Origin of the sequence: Streptomyces sp. SS7 (genome assembly GCF_037993025.1) — a bacterium.
GTDB lineage: Bacteria > Actinomycetota > Actinomycetes > Streptomycetales > Streptomycetaceae > Streptomyces.
On record NZ_CP141223.1, the window covers coordinates 8,660,888 to 8,680,279 of the forward strand.

Genomic DNA, 19,392 nt, shown 5'->3' on the forward strand with positions numbered 1-19,392 from the left:
GGGCGCGACCTGACCGGACGTCAAGTTGCTTGCTGGGTATAGGACTTCACCTAACAAAGGCTGTGATCGGCCCAAGGGAGGTGGTGTTTCGTGAATCGTTGCCCCGGGGCCGCCCCTTCGGCCCCGGGGCGGCCATCGGGCTGTGAAAGGAGCTGGAGGCCATGGAACGAGCGGCAGTCGTCGCCGGACTCGGCGGCTGGGTACCTCCGACCGTCGTCAGCAACGACCAACTGGCGGAGGTCCTCGACACCAGCGACGAGTGGATCCGCCGCCGTACCGGCATCCGGGAGCGCCGCTGGGTCTCACCGGGGCAGTCCACCGGCGACCTGGCCGTGGAGGCCGGGCGGCGGGCGCTGGCCTCGGCCGGGCTGGACAGCGTGGACGCGGTGGTCCTCGCCACCAGCTCCCCGGACCGGCACTGCCCCGCCACCGCGCCCGAGGTGGCCACCCGGCTCGGACTCGGACCGATCGCGGCGTTCGACGTGGCGGCGGTGTGCACCGGTTTCGTGTACGCCCTCGCGACGGGCGCCGGCATGGTCGCGCTCGGCGCCGCCGAGACCGTGCTGGTCGTGGGCGCCGACGCGTTCTCCACACTCCTCGCCCCGGACGACCGCACGACCCGGGTGATCTTCGGCGACGGCGGCGGCGCGGTGGTGCTGCGCGCCGGGTCGCCGACCGAGGCCGGGGCGCTCACCGGGCTGAACCTCGGCAGCGACGGCAGCCTCAGCGATCTGATCGAGGTACCGGCCGGCGGTTCCCGGCAGCGCTCCACGGGGCTGCCGGCCAAGACCGAGGACACCTACTTCACCATGCAGGGGCAGGTCGTCTACGCGCAGGCGGTGCGGCGGATGGCGGACTCGGTGAAGGAGACCGCCCGGCGCACCGGGTGGGACCCGGCGGAGATCGACGCCTTCGTGCTGCACCAGGCCAACGCCCGGATCCTGGAAGCGGTCGCCCGGCGACTCGGCCTGCCGGCGGAACGGTTCCTGTCCAACATCGAGACGCGAGGCAACACGGTCGCCGCCTCGATCCCCCTGGCCCTGGCCGACTGCGTCGCCTCCGGTCAACTGCTTCCGGGGCACAAGGTGGTGCTGGCCGGCTTCGGCGGCGGCCTCACCTGGGGGTCGACGGCCCTCGTCTGGCCCCGCCTGGCCGCGTCCTCGGCGTCGTCGCCGGACACCGCGGCCGCCTTGGCCGGTACCGCCCCCGGCACGCCCTGAACCCGGTGCCGCCGCGCCACACCCGAAGCACCGGAACCATGTGACCAGGAGGACCGTTGGACGCGCAGTCGATCGTCGCCCAGTTACTGACCACCGAGGGACGGGCCGATCCCTACCCGCTGTACGAGCGTGCCCTCGAACTGGGGCCCGCCGTGCCGGCCGGGGACGGTCTCCTGCTGGTCAGCGGCTACGAGGCCTGCCGCCAGGCCCTGCGCAGTCCGGCACTCGGCGCCGACATCAACCTGGTGACGTGGGGCGCCGACATCTCCGCTCACCCCTCGCTCGCCCTGATGAGCCGCACCCTGCTCGTCGCCAACCCGCCCCACCACGGGCGGCTGCGTTCGTCGATGTCCCAGGTGTTCACCGCCCGGAGGGTGGCGGCGATGGAAGCCCGCGTCGCGGACCTCACCGACGCGCTGCTCGACACCGTCGCGGACGCCGGCTCCGCACCGGTGGACTTCATGGACGCCGTGGCCTTCCCCCTGCCCGCCCATGTCATCTGCGACCTGCTCGGAGTCCCCGTCGAGGACCGGGAGCGCTTCCGGGACTACGCGACGGACCTGATCGGCATCCTGGAACTGCTCGCCGACCCCTCGGGCCTTGCGGCAGCCGACCGCGCGGCGGTGGAACTCCACCGGTACTTCACCGAGTTGGCCGGCCGACGCCGGGCCGACCCGCGCGACGACCTGGTGACCGCCATGGTCCGGGCGCGCGACGAGGGGACCCTGCGGGACGACGAGGAACTCGTCGCCAACCTCGCCAGTCTGCTGCTGGCCGGTTTCGAGACCACCACCTACCTCCTCGGCAACGGCCTGCAGACGCTGTTCGAGCACCCCGGGATCATGGCCGGCCTGCGGGACGGAACCGTTCCCGTGCAGGGCTTCGTCGAAGAGGTGCTGCGCCACGACTCGCCGGTGCAGACGAGCAACCGGGCCGTGCTCACCGACGGCGTCGTCGTCGGGGGCGTGCCGGCGCCGGCGGGCAGCCACGTGGTGCTCCTCCTCGGTGCCGCCAACCGCGATCCCGCCCGCTACGAGCAGCCGGACCGCTTCGACCCCCACCGCAAGGACATCCAGCCGCTCAGCTTCGGCGGGGGAGCGCACCACTGCCTCGGGGCCATGCTGGCCCGGCTGGAGGCCGTCACCGTCTTCAGCCGGCTGCCCACGCGGTTCCCCGACCTGCGCCCGGCTCCCGGGGACGGCCCGGTCCGCCGCGACCGGCTCGTCCTGCGCGGCCACCAGAGCCTGCCGGTCGTCCTGACCTGAACCGAACGAGCGGCCTCGACCGAACGGCCGGCCTGAACCGAATGACTGGCCTCGACCGAACGGCCGGCCTGAACCGAATGACTGGCCTCGACCGAACGGCCGGCCTGAACCGAATGACTGGCCTCGACCGAACGGCCGGCCTGAACCGAATGACTGGCCTCGACCGAATGACCGGCTTGAGCCGAACGACCAGCCTGGGCCGAACGACCGGCCCGAGCCGAACGACCGGCCCGAGCCGAACGACCGGCGTTTTTCGGCGAAGTTGCCGCGGCGCCCGACTCGAAAGGTTTCGCCCGCTCCCGCCGTGAGACTTCCGGTGAGGTCGAGCGCGAGCCATGCGGAGGAATCACGTTGTCGCTCACCACGGAATCCGAACACCTGTCCCTGGGTGTTCTGTCGCCCTCCAGCGAGGAGTCCCTGATCACCCGGTACGCCGGTGGCAAGGGCAGAAACCTGCACACGCTCACCGCGGCCGGTTTCCAGGTGCCCGACTGGTCGGTGATCGGCCTGGACGTCTTCGCCGGCTTCTCCCGCAGAAGCGGGCTGCAGGAGCGTCTGGCCCAGCTCCTCGCCGACGGCTGGGACACCACGGCCGGCCGCGTCGCCGCCGAGATCGCCGCCCTGATCGAGGAGACGCCCCTCGACGCGCACACCGCCGCGGCCGTCGCCCTGGCCTACCGGCAGGCCGGTGGCGGCCTGGTCGCCGTGCGCTCCTCCGGACAGGAGGAGGACGGCACGGAGCACTCCTTCGCCGGACAGTTCGACAGCTTCCTCAACATCAGCGGCCTGGACGAGGTCACCACCCATGTCCGCCGCTGCTGGGCGTCCGGATTCTCCGAGCGGTCCCTGCTCTACCGCGCGCAGCGGGGACTGCCGCCCGGCACCGGCGGCGTCGCCGTCATCGTCCAGCGCATGGTGCCCGCGGAGCGCAGCGGCGTGCTGTTCACCGCCGATCCGACGGCCGGGCGCACGGACCGCCATGTGGTCAGCGCCGTCCACGGGCTGGGGGAGGGGCTGGTCTCCGGCGCCGTCGACGCCGACACCGTCGTCCTCGACGCCGCCACCGGCGAACCGCTCAGCACGGTCATCGGTGACAAGCAGGAACGCTACGACGCCGGCACCGGACCGGGCTGCACCGTGACGCCGGTCACCGACGAGGACCGCGAGGCGCCCGCCCTGACCGCCGACGACCTGGCCCTGCTGCACGCCGCCGGGGTGCGCGCCACCGCGCACTACGGCGCCCCGCAGGACATCGAATGGGCCATAGCGGACGGCACCCTGTGGCTCCTGCAGAGCCGCCCCGTCACCACCCTCGGCCCGCCGCCCGGCACCGCGCCGGAACCCGAGGGGGAGCTGCGGATCTGGGACAACTCCAACATCATCGAGAGCTTCAGCGGCGTCGTCTCCCCGCTCACCTACAGCTTCGCCGCCGACACCTACGCCAAGGTCTACGAGAGCTACGCCCGCGCGCTGGGCGTCCGGGGCGACCGGCTCCGTGAGGTCCAGGAGTGGACTCCCCACCTGCTCGGCTACGTCCACGGACGCGTCTACTACAACCTGTACCACTGGTACCGCATGGTGCGGCTGGCACCGCTGTACCCGCTCAACCGCCGGGTGCTGGAGAAATCGCTGGGCGTCGCCGAGAGCATCTCCGACGAGACCGCCGACGGGCTGCACCCCTTCGCCCCCCGGCCCGGGCTGCGCGGCCGCCTCTCCCGACTGGCCCGGACGGCCGTCTTCACCCGGCGCTTCCTGTCCATCGGGAAGTCGGTGGAGACCTTCCACCGCGACTTCTACCGGGCGTACGAGGTCTTCAACAACGTCGACTACGACGCGCTGCCCGGCGACGAGACGTACCGCCGCTTCCGGCAGTTGCAGAAGGAACTCATCGAGAAGTGGGGCCCCATGCAGGCCCTGGACGCCACGATCCTGCTCTCCGTCGGCCTGCTGGCCCTGCTCACCCGCCGCTGGCTGCCCGACGCCCCCGAGTGGTTCACCTGGGCCGCGGCCGCTCCCGGCGGCGACGTCGAGTCCGCCGAACCGGCCTGGGCGCTCGCCGAACTGGCCGCGGCGGTGCGCGCCGACGACGAGGCGCGGCAGCTGCTGGAGCGCACCCCCGACACGGACGCCTACCAGGCGCTGGTCGAGGCCGGACACACCGGCATCGTCGCCGCCGTCGACGCCTACGTCGCCGCCTACGGCTACCGCAGCCCCGACGAACTCAAGCTCGAGGTCCCCGACCTGTACGAGAACCCGGCCGGCTTGTTCAGCCTGCTGCGCGACGCCCTGCCGGAGAACCGGGGGAGCGGCGCGGGCGAGCACGGGGGCGAGGCCGACGCCTACCTCGACCAGCATCTGCGCGGTCCCCGCCGCTGGGTGTACGAGCGGGTACGGCGCAAGGCCCGCGCCGCCCTCACCGACCGCGAACGGCTCCGGTTCTGCCGCACCCGCGCCTTCGGCGCCGCCAAACGGATGCTGCGCGCCCTGGGCCGCGACCTCGCCCGCGCCGGCGCCCTCACCTCCTGGGACGACGTGTTCATGCTGCGCCTGGAGGAGGTCAGGGGCGCCTACGAGGGCATGATCGCCCACACCGAGCTGAAGGACCTGGCCGCCCTGCGGCGCACCCGGCTCGCGGCGGACGCCGCGCTGCACGCCCCCGCCCGGTTCACCACCCGGGGCGCCCCCTACTGGTCGGGCAACCTCGAACGGGCCGGCTGGAGCAGCGGGCCCGCCGCCCGCAGCGGCGCCCGCGAACTGCGCGGCACCCCCTGCTGCCCCGGGGTCGTCGAAGGACCCGCGGTGGTCACCGACACGCCCCGCGACATCGGCGGCGGCATCCTGCTCGCCTACCGCACCGACCCCGGCTGGGTGGCCGCGCTGCCCTCGGCCGCCGCGCTGGTCGTCGAACGCGGCAGCCCGCTGACCCATGTCGCCGTCGTCGCCAGGGAGTTGGGCATCCCCACGGTGGTCCAGGTCAGGAACGCCACCACCGAGATCCGCACCGGCACCCTGCTGCGCGTCGACGGCGCCGCCGGCACGGTCACCGTACTCGCCGATCCGCCCGACGGCGGCGCGTCCGCCGAGAACCCGGACACTCCCAGGACGGAGACACATCCGTGATCCTCACCGAGGACCAGCTGCAAGACCTGCTCGACAAGTCGCTCGCCGAACTCCCCCCGGGCGCAGACTGGGCCGTGGTGCTGGAGGGCTCCATCGCGGAGGGCTTCGGCAACCCCTCCTCCGACATCGACTTCCTGCTCGTCGCCCGCTCCGAGGACGACCTGCCCACCATGCCGTCGCTGCTCTTCGTCGACGGCCGCAGGGTGGAGATCCGCACCCGGTCGATGCGCCAGCTCGCCGACCAGTTCCGCGCCCTGGAGAAGGGAGCCGGCCGCCCCGGCCGGCTCTCCGAGGATCTGCTCAACCGCTGCCAGCGGCTGCTGAACAGCCACCCGCTGCGCGGCCACGCCCTCGTCGACCAGGTCAAGTCCCTCATGCCGAAGGAGCGGTTCGCCCGGATCGCCGCCGACTGGTGGGCGCACCGGGCCCGGCAGTCCCTGCGGCACGCGACGGCGCTGCTCTGCCTCGGCGAGCCGGACGAGGCGGTCGACTGGACCCGCGCCGGACTCGTTCAGACGATCAAGTTCTGGGCGGCCGGACAGGGCGAGACCTACCTCGAACCCAAGTGGCTGTCCATGCAGCTCGACCGGGCCGACCACCCCGCCGTACGCGACGGGTACTGGGAGCTGGAGACCACCGCCCCCGCACCCGGCGACACCGACGCCGCCCGTGCCTACCTGACCGCCTGCCTCGCCTTCGCCGGGGAACTCGGCCTCACCGGTGTCTCCGCGCGTCCCGAGCGGCTCACCGTGGAACGCGTGGCCGCAGTGACCACCTGGCAGACCGACGCGCGCGTACACGTCGTCCGCGGACGGCGCGAGGTGTTCGCCCTCGGCGACCGCGCCGGAGCGGTCTGGCGCTCCCTGGTCCTCGGCCGGCCGCTGCCCCAGGTGCTGGCCGCCGCCGCGGACACCGGTGTCGCCGAACCGGGCAGGCTCCTGGCCACGTTCGTGCGCTACGGACTGATCCGGCTGGCCTGGAAGGGCGGCGGCACCGTCACCCCGGCGCTGCCGCTCGCCGCGCCGCCCGGCCCCGTCACCCCGCCGCCGTCCACCGCCCAGCCGTTGCTGTCGGTGCGCGGCGCCGCCGTCAGCGGCCCCGAGGCCGTCGACCTGGTGCCGCTGCCCGCCGAACGGTTCGCCGCCGCCACCATGGCCCTGGTGTGGGCCAACATCGTCACCGAGAACGCCGTCGAGGACCTGACCGGCGCCCTCCAGCGAGGCCAGTGGCGGGTCGCCGAGCTCACCGCCCGCCGCGCCGTGCACGCCGCGCTGCGCGGCCTGTTCAGCGCGTACGGCGTCAACCCGCTGCCCGCCGACACCGATCTGGTCCGCCGTATCGACCTGCTTCCCCCGGCCACCCTCGCGATCCGGACGCGCGCCGAGGAACTGCTGCGCCGCACCGTCTCCTCGGTGGAGCAGGGGGACGAGCTCCTCGCCGATCTGCGCGACTACATCGCCCAGGTGCGCGGCACCGCGGGCGCCGACGCCTTCCCCCTCTCCTTCGACTCGGCGGACACCTGGCGGGCCACGCTGGAGCTCAGCTACGACTGGGTGCGCATCGGCGCCCACCTCGACGCGGAACTCCCCCTGGAGGAGGCCCGCGACCTCGTCGCCAGCAACGGTGCCCAGCCCCACCAGGCCGCCTGATGCCTCGCCCCCTGACGGAGGAATGATCGATGGCTGACACGATGACGGTGCTGCTCACCGGCGCCAGCGGCTTCGTGGGCGCGGAGGTGGCCGCCCGGCTCACCGGCGCGGGCCACACCGTACTCACCCTGATGCACCGCAACGGCGACATCCTCCGCAACGACGGCAGGAAACTCGCCCCCGGGCCCGGCACCCTCACCCGCCTCACCGGTGACGTCACCCGTCCCGGCCTCGGGCTGAACGAGGACGACCGCAGGCTCGCCGCGACCGCCGACCGGATCGTGCACTGCGCCGCCGTCACCGACTTCGGACTGCCCGACGAGCGGTACGAGAGCATCAACGTGGGCGGCACACGGCACGTCCTGGACCTCGCCCTGGCCCACCGCACCCCGCTGGTGCAGGTCAGCACGGCCTATGTGTGCGGGGTGCGCGACGGCGTGGCCCTGGAGGACGAACTCGACGTCGGACAGCGGTTCGGCAACGTCTACGAGAAGAGCAAACTGGCCGCGGAGACCATGGTCCGCAAGGCCGCCGCGGACGGCCTGCCGGTGGCCGTGGTCCGTCCCAGCATCGTCACCGGCGCCTCCCGCACGGGCCGTTGCCGCGACTTCAAGACCGTCTATCCCATACTCAAGGTCATGACCCGGGGCCTGGTGCGCACCATGCCCGGCCACTACGACGCCGCGCTGGACCTGGTACCGGTCGACCACGTCGCCGACCTGGTCACGGAGGTCACCACCCGTTTCGAGGACGCCGAGGGCCTCACCCTGCACGCGGTCGGCCACCTGCTGACCCTGCGGGACTTCTCCGACGTCCTCGCCGAGTACCCGTCGTTCCAGGTGACGCGGTTCGTCCCGCCGACCACGTTCTCCGCGGCGGCCCTGCCCGACCGCGAACGCCCCTACTACGACCGCGTCGTCGCCCTCTACGACACCTACCTCCAGCGGCGCATCCGCTTCGACGACAGCCGGGCCGCCGCCTTCAGCGGCCGCCGCGTGCCCCTGAGCGGACGCCCCTACCTGCGCCGCCTCCTCGACCACTGCCTCAAGGTCGGCTACCTCGGCACACCACCGCCCCGGCAGCCCGCCGCGAACCCGACGGACGGGAGCACCCCGTGACGACCCACTCCGACCACCCCGAGCCGGTCCACGGCATCCCCGTCTCACCGCTGCTCACCTGCCACCCCGAGAAACAGCGGCTGTACGGCGCGGACACCTACTACCAGGAGAGCCACGAACAACTCGCCGCCCTCACCGACGACGTCACCGGCTTCGCCCACCGCCACGCCGCACTGCTGCTGAAGCCCGACGCCGTGGTGTCCCGCAGGCTGGACGCGGCCGTGGAGTGGCTGGCCGAGCAGGAGTACCGGATCGTCGGCGCGGCGATCACCCGGCTGACCCGGACCATGATCCGCTCCCTGTGGTACTTCCAGTGGAACCTCGCCACCCCTCATCGCAGGCGCCTGGCCGCGCTCTTCCTGGAGGACGCCGACGCCCTCGTGCTGCTCGTCCGCCCCGGCCGCCCCAGCGACATCCCGGCCTCGGTCCAGCTCACCCGGCTGAAGGGCCCCACCGACCCCGAAGCCCGGGTGCCCGGCCAGCTGCGCCACCTGCTCGGCCGCTACAGCTATCTGCTCAACCTCGTGCACACCCCCGACGAGCCCGCCGACGTCCTGCGCGAGCTGGCCGTGCACTTCGACCACGCGGAGCGCGACCGGCTCTTCCGCTCCGCGCTGGCCGACGAGGACCTCACCGGGTACGCCCTCGGGCTGGCCGACCGGCTGTACGCCGCCACCAAGCCGCGGGACCTCGACTTCGGGCCCGCCGCCGAACGGCTGCGCGCCGCGCTCTCCGGCCGGCCCGGTGCCGGCCCCGACGCCACCCCGCGTCACCTCCTGGAACACGCCTGGGAGCACGGCATCGACATCGACCCGTGGGACGCGGTCATCGTCGGATCGTCGGTGCTCCCGATGCGGCAGCCCGGCCGCGCCCCGGTCCTCGACGGCGCCGGCGTGGACGCGTGGCGCCGGCACCTGGACACCGTCCGGGACGCCCAGATCTGAACGAGGAGCAGCCATGCAGTTCGCCCGGACACTCCCGAAGGAGCTGGTGCACCGGGCAGCGATCGCGGAGGTCTTCCTGACCGACGCGGAGCGCCTCAGCGAGGACGAGATGCGGCTGGCCGCGCAGCTTCCCCGCCGCCACCCCTTCTACGGCGACGCCGTCGCCCCCCGCAGCCACCACGACCCGTTGCTGCTGCTGGAGGCCTGCCGCCAGGGCATCTTCGTGGTGGCCCACCGCTACCTCGACGTACCCCTGGACCACAAGTTCCTGCTCCGGACGGTCGAGTACGAGGTGTCCGACCCGGACGCCCTGACCTGCGGGGACACCCCCGCCGAGGCGGTCGTCGGGGTCCGGGTCGAGCACCGCATCCGCAACCGGACCGGTGTGACGGGCCTGCGGCTGCGCTTCACCGCGGCCATCGGGGCACGGGAGGCACTGCTGGCCCGCATCGACTACTCGTGGATGCCCCCGCAGGAGTGGAGCCGCCTGCGGGCCGGGCAGCGCCGGGACCTCGGCCTGTGCGATCCGCCCGTCGCGCTGCCCGGACAGACCGTCGAACCCGGCCGGGTCGGCCGGCGCGACCGGGCCAACGCGGTGATCACACCGCCGCGCACGTCGCCCGACGGCGTCCGCACCGCCCGGCTGGTCGCCGAGACCACCCACCCCACCCTCTACGACCACTGGGTCGACCACGTCCCCGGCATGCTGGAACTGGAGGCCTTCCGGCAACTGGCCCTGATCGCCGCCGTGGACGAGGGCGCGGTGCGCGCGCCCACGGCGCTGCCGGTCCGCCTGCGGGCCCGGTTCCGCTGCTTCGCCGAGATGGACCTGCCCCTGGAGTGCCGGACCGCTCCCGTGGTGCCGGGCGCCGACATCGAGTGCACCCTGCACCAGCCCGGCGCCCTGGTCGCCGAGGCCCGCGTCGGGTTCGCCGACCGGGACACGGCCGGCCGGACCGAGGTGCTCGCGGCCCCGGCGTCCGCCGCGCACCGCTGAACGGCCCCCGATGACGCACCCCACCAGAACCCGCACCCGAGACAGGGGACACCCTCAGTGAGCACCGTCGCCGTGCCCCGCATCCCCGGCCGGCTGGGCCGATTCGTGCTGCGTATGTTCCGGCCCCACGTCTACGCCACCTACGGCCTGCTGTGGGTCCTGGCCCTGGAGGGCTCCGCGGTGAGTGTGAGCGGCGCCGCCTGGCGGCCGACCGGCGCCACCTGGGTGCGGGTCCTCAGCGTCGTCCTCGCGCTGCTGTTCCTGAGGATGCTGGACGAGCAGAAGGACCTCGCCTACGACCGTGTGCACCACCCGGACCGGCCCCTGGTCACCGGCGCGATCACGGTCGCCGAACTGCGCGGTGCGATGGTCGCCCTCACCGCGGTGGTGGCCGGCCTGAACGCGGCGCTGTCCGCCACGGCCGTCCTGCTGGTCCTGGCCGCCCTCGGCTACGGGGTCTTCCTCGCCGTCCTGGAACGCCTCTCGGCGGCCGTGCGCGACCGGCAGCTCCTCAACCTCGCGGTCACCTACCCGGTGCAGGTGCTGCTCGGCGTCTATGTGTACGGTTCGCTGGCCGCCGCCGGGACCGTCACCGCCGACTGGCGCGGAGCGCTGCTGCTCGCCCTGTGCGCGGGTGTCTTCCTGCACTTCGAGTTCGCCCGCAAGACGGCGTGGGAGGCGGAGCCGGGCGCCCGTCTGTACTCGGCCGACCTCGGGCCCCGGGGCAGCGCCGCCGTCACCGCCGCGTTCGCGGCCGGGGCGGTCCTCTGCCAGGTCGTCCTGTTCGCGCCGGACGGCGTCCTCGGGCTGCTGCCCTGCCTGACGGCGGCCCTGCCGCTCTGGGGCGCCCGGCGGTTCCTGACCGCGCGCCGTGGCGCCTGGCCCCTGGCCGCCGCGATGGGGTTCGTCGTGACCACCTACCTCGCCCTGGCCGTCCGGGCGGTGCTGCTGCCGTGACCACGCCGCCTTCCCTCTCGGGCGAGGAGTTGCTGACCACGACCCGCTCCGTGCGGCGCGGCCTGGACCTGGAGCGGCCCGTCGACCCGGAACTGGTCAAGGACTGCCTGCGGATCGCGTTGCAGGCCCCCAACGGCAACAACCGCCAGCGCTGGCACTGGCTGCTGCTCACCGATCCGCAGCTCCGCGCCCGTGTCGCCGAGGTGTACCGGGCCGCCTTCCACGACCGCAACGGCGCCGCCCTGCGACGGCTGGACGAGCAGCCGGAGGGCACCCGCTCCGTGCTCACCGGCGCGCAGGTGCTGGCCGAGCGGCTGCACCGGGTGCCCGTGCTCGTCATCCCGTGCCTCGAACTGCCCGACGGCCGGCTGCCGGAGGGCAACCAGGCCGGTGTCTGGGGTTCACTGCTGCCCGCGGCCTGGAGCTATGCGCTGGCCGCCCGCAGCCGGGGCCTGGTCACCGCATGGACGGCCGTCCACCTGGACCGCGAGCGGGAGATGGCCGACCTCCTGGGCCTGCCCCCCACCGTCCGCCAGGGCGCACTGCTGCCGACGGCATACCCCCTGCGCACCACTTTCCGCCCGGGCCCCCGACGGCCCCTGGAGGAGGTCCTCCACCTGGACGGCTGGCAGGGCAGCGGCGACGACCACGCGTGACACCGTCCGCCGGCGGCGCGTTGCCGCCGCGTGCCGTGCTCCGGCCGGGTTGCACCGGGCCCGTGGGGCGGTGGCTGGCAAGGGGCGGGGCGAGACCGCGTGGTGACGCGATGGGCCGGGGCGGGGTCTGCCGACCGCCGTCCGCCGGGGGCGTGTTGCCGGTGACGGCGTTTCGGCTGCGTGCCGTGGTCCGGGCGGGGCCGCGCCGGGCCCTTGGGGGGTCTGCACGGGACGGCTGCAGGGGCGGGGCGACGACCGCGTCTGACGCCGTTGGCCGGGGGCCGAGGCCGCCGTGCGCAGGGGTGGGCCGCCGCATGCGAGTACCCGCGCCGTCCGCGCCCGTCTGCGCACCCGCGTCACCGAGCCCGTCCGCGCCCGTCTGCGCACCCTCGTCGCCGAGCCCGTCCGCGCCCGTCTGCGCACCCTCGTCGCCGAGCCCGTCCGTGCGACGGCGTCGTGTGCAGCGCTCCGGAGTCGTCTGCTCTGGAGCCCCCGTGACTGTCCGTCGGGGCGCGTTGTCGCCGACGGCGTTCCGCTGCCTGTCGTGTTCGGGGCGGGGACCAGCGGGCCCTCGGGAGGGTTCCGCATCCGGGTGGTCGGCGCGGCGGTGACCCCGGCTGAGACGCGGCCGGGGCCCTGTGCCGCTGGGGTGCGGCACAGGGCCCCGGACGTCGTCGGCCGTCAGTGTCGGCTCATCCTTCGTTCCACTTGAAGAACCGCAGCGTCAGCCCCGTCACCACGGCGGCGAAGGCCAGCATGCCGCCCATCGTGGGCAGGACGTCCAGGACACCGCCGCCCCGGCTGAGCACCGACTCGCCGCCCTCCACCAGGTAGTGCAGCGGCATGACGTACGACACGACCCGGACCCACTCCGGAGCGCTGTCCAGCGAGAAGAACGACCCCGACAGCAGGGACATCGGCAGGACCAGCAGCTGGGCCAGACCGCCCGCGGACTCCTCCGTCTTCGTGAGCGAGCCGATGAGCAGACCCAGCGACATCAGCGCCAGCGTCCCGCAGACCACGAGCGGCACCACCAGCCACCAGTTCCCGGTGAGCCGCAGACCGAAGTACGGCAGGGTCGCCACCGCCAGGAACAGGGCCGTCTGCGTCAACGCCATCAGCATGGTCATGGAGATACGGGCGGCCACCACCTCCCAGGGCCGGATCGGCGACAGCTGCATCCGCTGCAGGATCTTCTTGCGCCGCAGCGTCACCAGCGTCAGGGCGGTGCTGAACACCGAGCTGGTGGCGATGGCGAAGCCCAGCAGACCCGGGGTGAGGTACTGGATGGGCTTGACCGACTCGTCCTCGACCTGGGAGGCCTTCAGCGTGTACTTGGCGGGCATGCCGGTGGCGGCCAGGTTGACCTGCTCCAGCACCGCGTTCAGCGTCGCGCGGGCCGAGGCCCCCTTGACCGAGTCCGAGACGCTGTAGCGCAGCACGACGGTGTCCCCGTCCTGCTCGACCAGCGCGTCGTAGTCCCCCTCGCGTACCTTCGCCAGCGCGGCCGACTCGCTCTTCACCTTGGTGATCTTGGCGGCCTTGGAGAGCTGCTCCCGCTGCGCCCCGGTGAGCGAGTCGAGCACCTGCACCTCGCCGACCTGCGCCACCTTGATGTGCGAGGTCCCCTCGCTCTTGAACAACGTGCCGAACAACATCAGGAACAGGATGGGGAAGATCATCAGGAAGAAGATCGTGCCCTTGTCCCGCAGCACGCTGAGGATCATCGCCCGCGCCAGCTCGCGGATCGGGTTCAGCCGCCTGTCCTTGACGGGCCCCTTGCGCCCCGGACCGGCCTTGACCGTCGCCGCCTCCGGCTCCGCCGAGGCCTGCGCGGCCGTCCCGGTGGAGCGGGAGGACGTCTCGTCGATGCTCACGCGCGGTACTCCCGTCCGGTCAGCTGGAGGAAGACGTCCTCCAGAGTGGCGCCGCGCACCTGAAGACCGCGCAGCGCCCGGTGGTCGGCCAGGATCGACAGCACCGGCCCGGGGGAGGGCGTGGCGATCGACAGCGTGATCCCGTCGTCCTCCACCACCGCGTTCTCCACCCCGGCCGTCACCAGTCCGTCGCGCAGCGCGTCCGCCTTGACCAGCCCCGACTCCACACTGACCCGCACCATGTCGTCGAGCTCGCGGACCAGGGCCGCCGGCGCGCCCGTCTTGAGCACCCGGCCCTTCTCCATCACCGACACCCGGTCGCAGAGCATCTCGGCCTCGTCCAGGTAGTGGGTGGTGAGGACCAGCGTGCGGCCCTCGTCGTTGACGTCCCGGAGCAGGTCCCAGAGGTTGCGGCGCGCCTGCGGGTCCAGACCCGCGGTGGGCTCGTCCAGGAAGACGATCTCCGGGTCGTGCACCAGACCGCACGCGATCGACAGCCGCTGCGCCTGGCCGCCCGAGAGCTTGTCGGCCGGTACCGCGCCGAACTCGGTGAGGCCCACCCGCTCCAGCATCGCGTCGGCCTGCCGGGTGCCGACCCGGTAGAAGGAGGCGAACAGGCAGATCGTCTCGCGCGTGGTGAGCTTGTCGAAGAACGACGACGCCTGGAACTGCACGCCGATGCGGCGCAGCAGCCTGGGATTGCGCGGCCAGGGGCTCTCGCCGAACAGCTCGATCCGCCCCTCGTCGGGCTCGCGGACGCCCTCCAGAATCTCCAGAGTGGTCGTCTTCCCCGCGCCGTTGGGCCCCAGGATGCCGTAGAACTCGCCCGCCTCGATGTGCAGCGAGACTCCGTCGACGGCCTGGATGTCCCCGTACCGCTTGCGGACGCCGTCCGCGACGATCGCCGCCGTCATGACGCGCCCGTCCTGACCGTGCGGGACCGCCAACCGGCCCCGCCGCACATGAACTGAAGGTCCATCACTCGCCTGTCGTCTCTCCGTGATCGGTTGAGGGATCGAGGCCGGGCCGTGGGAGTGACAGGGCGCTGCGAACGCGTCCACCGCAGGTCGGCCGGGAAGGGGACGAACCGCCGCGGGGCGCGTGGCCCCGGGGCGGTTCGAAGACCCACACCAGCACAGCCGCGACAGCCGCGGCCACCGCGGGCGCCGAAGACTAGGGAATCGCCCCTACTCCCGGACCCGGAGTGGGGAACACGCCGTTCCGGCAGCGGTCTCCGACCGTAGGTTCGACGGGCAAGTCTGCGCGGTGCTCCCATCGCGAAGCCGACAGGAACGAGGAAGCGACGATGCCCCCCACCACCCGGGACGAGGACACCCACCGCGACGGCGGGTACCGACCTCCCGGGGCCACATCCCGTGTCCCCACCCCCGCCGCCCCGCCGGTGGACCCACCCCCACCCCTGGCCCTGCTGCCGGTGTGCGCCGTCGCGTGCGCCACCGCGGCCCTGCTGCTGCTCACCGCCGACCGCTTCGGCTACTTCAGCGACGAGCTGTACTTCCTCGCCGCCGGCCGCAGCCCCGCGTGGGGGTACGCCGACCAGCCCCCGCTGCTGCCCCTGCTGGCCCACGCCCTCGACGCCCTGGCGCCCGGCTCGCTGGTGGTGCTGCGCGCACCGGCCGCGGCCGTCACCGCGCTCGGGGTGCTGATCGCCGCCCTGACCGCCCGTGAGCTGGGCGGCCGACGCGCCGCCCAGCTCGCCACCGCCGGCGCGTACGCCGTCTCGCCGGTCATGCTCCAGATGGGCCACCTGCTCATCACCGCCACCCTGGACATCTTCCTGACGACGGCCGGGGTCTGGCTGCTGGTGCGCTGGGTCCGCACCCGGCGCGACCGGCTGCTGCCCCTGCTCGGTCTGACCGCCGCCGTCTCCCTCCAGGTGAAGTTCCTCAGCGTCGGCCTGTGGGCCGTGCTGCTCGTGTCCCTGCTCCTCGCCGGACCCCGGGAGCTGCTGCGCCGCCCGCTGCTGTGGGCCTCGGCGGCGGGGGCCCTGCTCACCGCGGTGCCCGGGCTGCTGTGGCAGGCCCGGGCCGGCTGGCCTCAGCTGGCCATGACCGGCGTCATCGCCCGGGAGGTCGCCGCCGAGGGAAGCCGGGCCACGTTTCTCCCCACCGTCCTGGCGGCCGCCGGACTGGCCGGCGCCCTCCTCCTCGGCTGCGGGCTCTTATGGCTGCTGTTCGCCCGCGCGGCACGCCCCTACCGGTTCCTCGGACTGACCTTCGCCGGACTGTGCGCCTGTTACCTCGTCGTCCACGGACGGCCCTACTACGTCGCCGGGCTGTTCGCCGTGCTGTGGGCGGCGGGCGCCACGGCACTGCAACGCCTGGCCGCCACCCGCCCGCGGATCTGGTCGACGGCCGTGGTCTACCTGGCGTCGGCGGCCCTGGCGGTCCAGGTCCTGCCGGTCTACCCGGTGCAGCGGCTCACCCGCTCCTCCGCCGACCGGCTGGCCATGGAGAGCGTCGGCTGGCCCGACCTGGCCGCCTCGGTGGCCCGCGTCTACCGCGGCCTGCCCGCCGACCGGCGCCGCCGGGCCCTGCTGGTCACCGACCGCTACGACCAGGCCGGCGCCCTCGACCGCTTCGGCCCCGGGCTCGGACTGCCGCGGCCCTACAGCGGCCACCGCGGCTACCGGTACCTGCGCCGACCGACCGACGACACCGCGACCGTGGTCTTCGTCGGCGCGGACGCCCGCTACCTGCGGGAGTTCTTCACCGACGTGCGCCGACGCGGCACCGTCACCAACGCGGACAAGGTGCACAACCTCAACTGGGGCACCCCCGTCTGGGTCTGCGAGGGACTGCGCCGGCCCTGGCGCACCACCTGGCCCCGCATGTCCCACCTGAGCTGAGCCCCAGCCCGGCCCTCCCGCGCCCCGCCAGGGCGGCGGAAACGGGAACCGCGGGCCGCCCCGTTGCCGGGACGGCCCGCGGTTCGTGTCCGGGGGGTCGGCTCACCCCCCAGGTCACGGGCAGCGCGTACACGCCGTAGTGCATCGCCTTGTCCCGCAGCGGGACCTCCCCCGGCTCGACCGCCAGCCGGAGGTCCGGGAAACGGTCGAAGAGCTTCTGGAAGCCGATGCGCAGGGTGGCCCGGGCCAGATGCTGCCCCAGGCACTGGTGGATGCCGAAGCCGAACGCCAGGTGGCGGCGGGAGGGGCGGGTGACGTCGAAGACCTCGGGGTCCTCGAACTGCTCCGGGTCCCGGTTGGCGGCCGGCAGGGACAGCACCACGGTCTGTCCGGCCTCGATCTGCTGTCCGCCAACCTCCACGTCCTCCAGCGCCACCCGGCTCGCGCCCATGTGGGAGATCGTCAGATAGCGCAGCAGCTCCTCCACCGCCCGCTCCATCAGCTCGGGCCGCTCGCGGACCTTCGCCAGCTGCTCCGGATGCTCCAGCAGGGCGAACGTGCCGAGACCCAGCATGTTCGGCGTGGTGTCCAGGGCGCCGCCGATGGTGATCCAGGCGATGTTCGCCAGCTCCTCCTCGGTCAGCTCACCGGTCTTGACCAGCTTGCCGAGCAGCTTGTCGTTCGGCTCGGCGAACAGGTCCTTGACGACCCGGGCCAGGGTCTGGTCCAGCGCCGTGTTGTGCTCGATGAACTCCTCGAGCGTGTAGTCGATCCGCATGATCGCCGAGAAGTGCCGGTCGAGCTCGGCGATGTCCTCCTCCGGCACCCCCATCACCGAGTGCACCGACCGGTGGACGACCTTCTGCACGAACGCCGGCAGCAGGTCCACCGGCGGTTCGAGGTCCGCCATCTCGTCGAGCACGTCGTCGATGATCCCGGCGAGCGTCGGCTCGTACTCCTGGATCTTGCGGACCGTGAAGAAGCCGGTCAGCAGGCGCCGGTAGCGCGTGTGGTCCGGGGCGTCCATGCGGACGAACGACCCCGGGCCCGACGGCTGGGGCTCGTACTTCTCCACCTCGAACGGCGGCGACGCCACCAGCGCCAGCAGCTCGGCGCGGTGACTGAACCGGGGGTCGGTCATGATCGCCCGCACATGGTCGTGCCGGGTGACCAGCCACCCGTCGTCGCGGCCCGGTGCGATGTCGAACCTGACCGGGCTGATCGGTTCCTCCTCACGCAGCCGGCGGTACTCCGGATCGGGGTCGAAGGGGCAGGTGCGGTCGGTGGGGATCACCGGTGGTTTCGGCTCGTAGGCCATGAGTCCTCCGTCTGGTGGGTTGTCCGCCCGGATGCGCCGGTCAGGCACGGCGGACCGTCAGGGGCAGCCGCCGAAGACCGAAGACGTTGACACGGTTGTCGAAGTAGGACAGCGGTGCGTCACGGTCGACCCGGATGTCGACGTAGCGGTCGAGCATCAGATTGAGCGCGATCTGCCCCTCCATACGGGCCAGCGGGGCGCCCAGGCAGTAATGGATGCCGTGCCCGAAGGCCAGCTGCTTGGCGTTGGACCGGCCGGGCAGGAAGCGGTCCGGGTCGGGGAAGACGCGCTCGTCGCGATTGGCGGACAGCAGCCAGAGGTACACCATCGCGTTCTCGGGCACCTTCTCCCCGGCGATCTCCACCGGGGCCGTGGGCACCCGCTCGATCTTCAGGAACGGCGGCCGGCAGCGCAGGACCTCTTCCGTGAACGGCGTGATCCTCGCGCGGTCGGTGCGCAACTCGGTGAGCAGGCCCTCTTCCTGATCCAGGGTCAGCAGCATGTTGCCGAGCAGCACGGCGGTGGTGACATGGCCGGCGAGCAGCAGCAGCGCGGCGAAGCTGACCACGTCGTCGTCGTTCAGGCTCTCCCCGTCGACCTCGGCGCGGACCAGCAGGCTCATCAGGTCGTCGTGCTCGCGTGCCCGCCGCTCGGCGACGTGCCGGCGCAGATATGCGTCCAGCTCCTGCACGGTCCGGCCCATGACCTCGGCGCCCTCGGGCGTCTCCCAGTCGACGGTCAGCAGGTTGTTCGCCCACACCTGGAACAGCGGGTGGTCGGACGGCGGGACCCCGAGCATCGAGGAGATCACGATCACCGGCAGCGGGTTGGCGAACGCCTCGATGAGGTCGAAGCGGTCGCTGCCGTCGAGACCGTCGAGCAGTTCGGTGGCCACCTCGGTGATCCGCGGCGTCAGCTCGTTGATCATCTTCGCGGTGAAGACCTTGCTCACCAGTCGCCGCAGCTTGCCGTGGCGCGGCGGGTCCAGCAAGAGCAGTGTGCCACCCGGCGGTTGGCGCTCACCGCCCGACAGCCGGGTCACCGTGTCCGAGGAGTAGGCCGCCGGGTCGGCGGTGATCCGCTGGATGTCCTCGTGCCGGAAGACGTGGTAGCGGCCCGCCGGATCGCGCCACACCGGCTGCTCGTCGCGCATCCGCCGCAGCCATGCCAGCAGGCTCGCACCGCCGTCGAGACCGACCTCGGGCGGCGCGGCCACCGCGGGGCCGGCAGGAGCGGGCACGGCTGTCATCGGGAACCCCTCTCGTAGGCGGGCCGCACGGGAGGCGGGCCGGGAGCGGCCTCAGCGCAGCACGCCGGGCCGAACGAAGGCCAGAAGAGCCGCGCAACTCTAGGGATTTGCCGGTGTCGGCCGCCGTCGACCGGTGCCGGGCGCGGGCCGGAC

14 protein-coding genes are annotated in these 19,392 nt (G+C 73.0%); 10 read left to right on the forward strand and 4 right to left on the reverse strand.

Annotated features, from left to right (window positions below; genetic code table 11):
* Nucleotides 1–161 precede the first annotated feature (161 nt).
* From U5640_RS39645 to U5640_RS39685, 9 genes are all read left to right on the forward strand, one after another.
* Nucleotides 162–1,220 carry a beta-ketoacyl-ACP synthase III gene (locus tag U5640_RS39645; RefSeq protein ID WP_340384059.1) on the forward strand — a complete coding sequence of 353 codons (1,059 nt, stop codon included), beginning with the start codon at nt 162–164 and terminating at the stop codon, nt 1,218–1,220.
* Between the two features lie 56 nt (nt 1,221–1,276).
* Nucleotides 1,277–2,485, forward strand: a complete 1,209-nt coding sequence (locus U5640_RS39650; protein ID WP_340384060.1) for a cytochrome P450 — start codon at nt 1,277–1,279, stop codon at nt 2,483–2,485.
* Between the two features lie 351 nt (nt 2,486–2,836).
* On the forward strand, nt 2,837–5,605 hold the full coding sequence (locus U5640_RS39655) for a phosphoenolpyruvate synthase (protein WP_340384061.1): 2,769 nt from the start codon (nt 2,837–2,839) through the stop codon (nt 5,603–5,605).
* Nucleotides 5,602–7,254, forward strand: a complete 1,653-nt coding sequence (locus U5640_RS39660; protein ID WP_340384062.1) for a nucleotidyltransferase domain-containing protein — start codon at nt 5,602–5,604, stop codon at nt 7,252–7,254. The genes U5640_RS39655 and U5640_RS39660 overlap by 4 nt, the downstream gene beginning before the upstream one ends.
* 29 nt (nt 7,255–7,283) lie before the next feature.
* Nucleotides 7,284–8,372, forward strand: a complete 1,089-nt coding sequence (locus U5640_RS39665) for an SDR family oxidoreductase (RefSeq protein ID WP_340384063.1) — start codon at nt 7,284–7,286, stop codon at nt 8,370–8,372.
* On the forward strand, nt 8,369–9,316 hold the full coding sequence (locus U5640_RS39670) for a nucleoside-diphosphate kinase (RefSeq protein WP_340384064.1): 948 nt from the start codon (nt 8,369–8,371) through the stop codon (nt 9,314–9,316). The genes U5640_RS39665 and U5640_RS39670 overlap by 4 nt, the downstream gene beginning before the upstream one ends.
* A gap of 13 nt (nt 9,317–9,329) precedes the next feature.
* Complete coding sequence (locus U5640_RS39675) at nt 9,330–10,313, forward strand: ScbA/BarX family gamma-butyrolactone biosynthesis protein (RefSeq protein ID WP_340384065.1); 984 nt, start codon at nt 9,330–9,332, stop codon at nt 10,311–10,313.
* 57 nt (nt 10,314–10,370) lie between these two features.
* The gene (locus U5640_RS39680; protein ID WP_340384066.1) at nt 10,371–11,270 is read left to right on the forward strand and encodes a hypothetical protein; all 900 of its coding nucleotides are present in this window, start codon (nt 10,371–10,373) and stop codon (nt 11,268–11,270) included.
* On the forward strand, nt 11,267–11,926 hold the full coding sequence (locus U5640_RS39685) for a nitroreductase family protein (RefSeq protein ID WP_340384067.1): 660 nt from the start codon (nt 11,267–11,269) through the stop codon (nt 11,924–11,926). Before U5640_RS39680 ends, U5640_RS39685 begins: the two co-directional genes overlap by 4 nt.
* 692 nt (nt 11,927–12,618) lie before the next feature.
* Here the strand turns inward: U5640_RS39685 and U5640_RS39690 are convergent.
* On the reverse strand, nt 12,619–13,803 hold the full coding sequence (locus tag U5640_RS39690) for an ABC transporter permease (protein WP_340384068.1): 1,185 nt from the start codon (nt 13,801–13,803) through the stop codon (nt 12,619–12,621).
* Entirely contained in the window at nt 13,800–14,717 is a 918-nt protein-coding gene (locus U5640_RS39695; protein ID WP_340384069.1) for an ABC transporter ATP-binding protein, read from the reverse strand. The genes U5640_RS39690 and U5640_RS39695 overlap by 4 nt, the downstream gene beginning before the upstream one ends.
* 392 nt (nt 14,718–15,109) lie before the next feature.
* On the opposite strand from U5640_RS39695, the gene U5640_RS39700 reads away from it, so the two are divergent.
* Nucleotides 15,110–16,672: a glycosyltransferase family 39 protein gene (locus tag U5640_RS39700; protein WP_340384070.1), complete on the forward strand. Its 1,563-nt coding sequence runs from the start codon at nt 15,110–15,112 to the stop codon at nt 16,670–16,672.
* Here U5640_RS39700 and U5640_RS39705 read toward each other — a convergent pair.
* Nucleotides 16,587–17,990, reverse strand: coding sequence for a cytochrome P450 (locus U5640_RS39705; RefSeq protein ID WP_340384071.1), 1,404 nt, complete (start codon nt 17,988–17,990; stop codon nt 16,587–16,589). The two genes, U5640_RS39700 and U5640_RS39705, sit on opposite strands and share 86 nt — an antisense overlap.
* Nucleotides 17,991–18,030: 40 nt before the next feature.
* Nucleotides 18,031–19,239, reverse strand: coding sequence for a cytochrome P450 (locus tag U5640_RS39710; protein WP_340384072.1), 1,209 nt, complete (start codon nt 19,237–19,239; stop codon nt 18,031–18,033).
* Nucleotides 19,240–19,392 lie beyond the last annotated feature (153 nt).

What these genes read in the sequence shown, in the direction of transcription:
- U5640_RS39645 (WP_340384059.1), top strand. Translation starts at nt 162, where the DNA reads ATGGAACGAGCGGCAGTCGTCGCCGGACTCGGCGGCTGGGTACCTCCG.
- U5640_RS39665 (WP_340384063.1), top strand. Translation starts at nt 7,284, where the DNA reads ATGGCTGACACGATGACGGTGCTGCTCACCGGCGCCAGCGGCTTCGTG.
- U5640_RS39675 (WP_340384065.1), top strand. Translation starts at nt 9,330, where the DNA reads ATGCAGTTCGCCCGGACACTCCCGAAGGAGCTGGTGCACCGGGCAGCG.
- U5640_RS39695 (WP_340384069.1), bottom strand. Translation starts at nt 14,717, where the DNA reads ATGACGGCGGCGATCGTCGCGGACGGCGTCCGCAAGCGGTACGGGGAC.
- U5640_RS39700 (WP_340384070.1), top strand. Translation starts at nt 15,110, where the DNA reads ATGCCCCCCACCACCCGGGACGAGGACACCCACCGCGACGGCGGGTAC.
- U5640_RS39705 (WP_340384071.1), bottom strand. Translation starts at nt 17,990, where the DNA reads ATGGCCTACGAGCCGAAACCACCGGTGATCCCCACCGACCGCACCTGC.
- U5640_RS39710 (WP_340384072.1), bottom strand. Translation starts at nt 19,239, where the DNA reads ATGACAGCCGTGCCCGCTCCTGCCGGCCCCGCGGTGGCCGCGCCGCCC.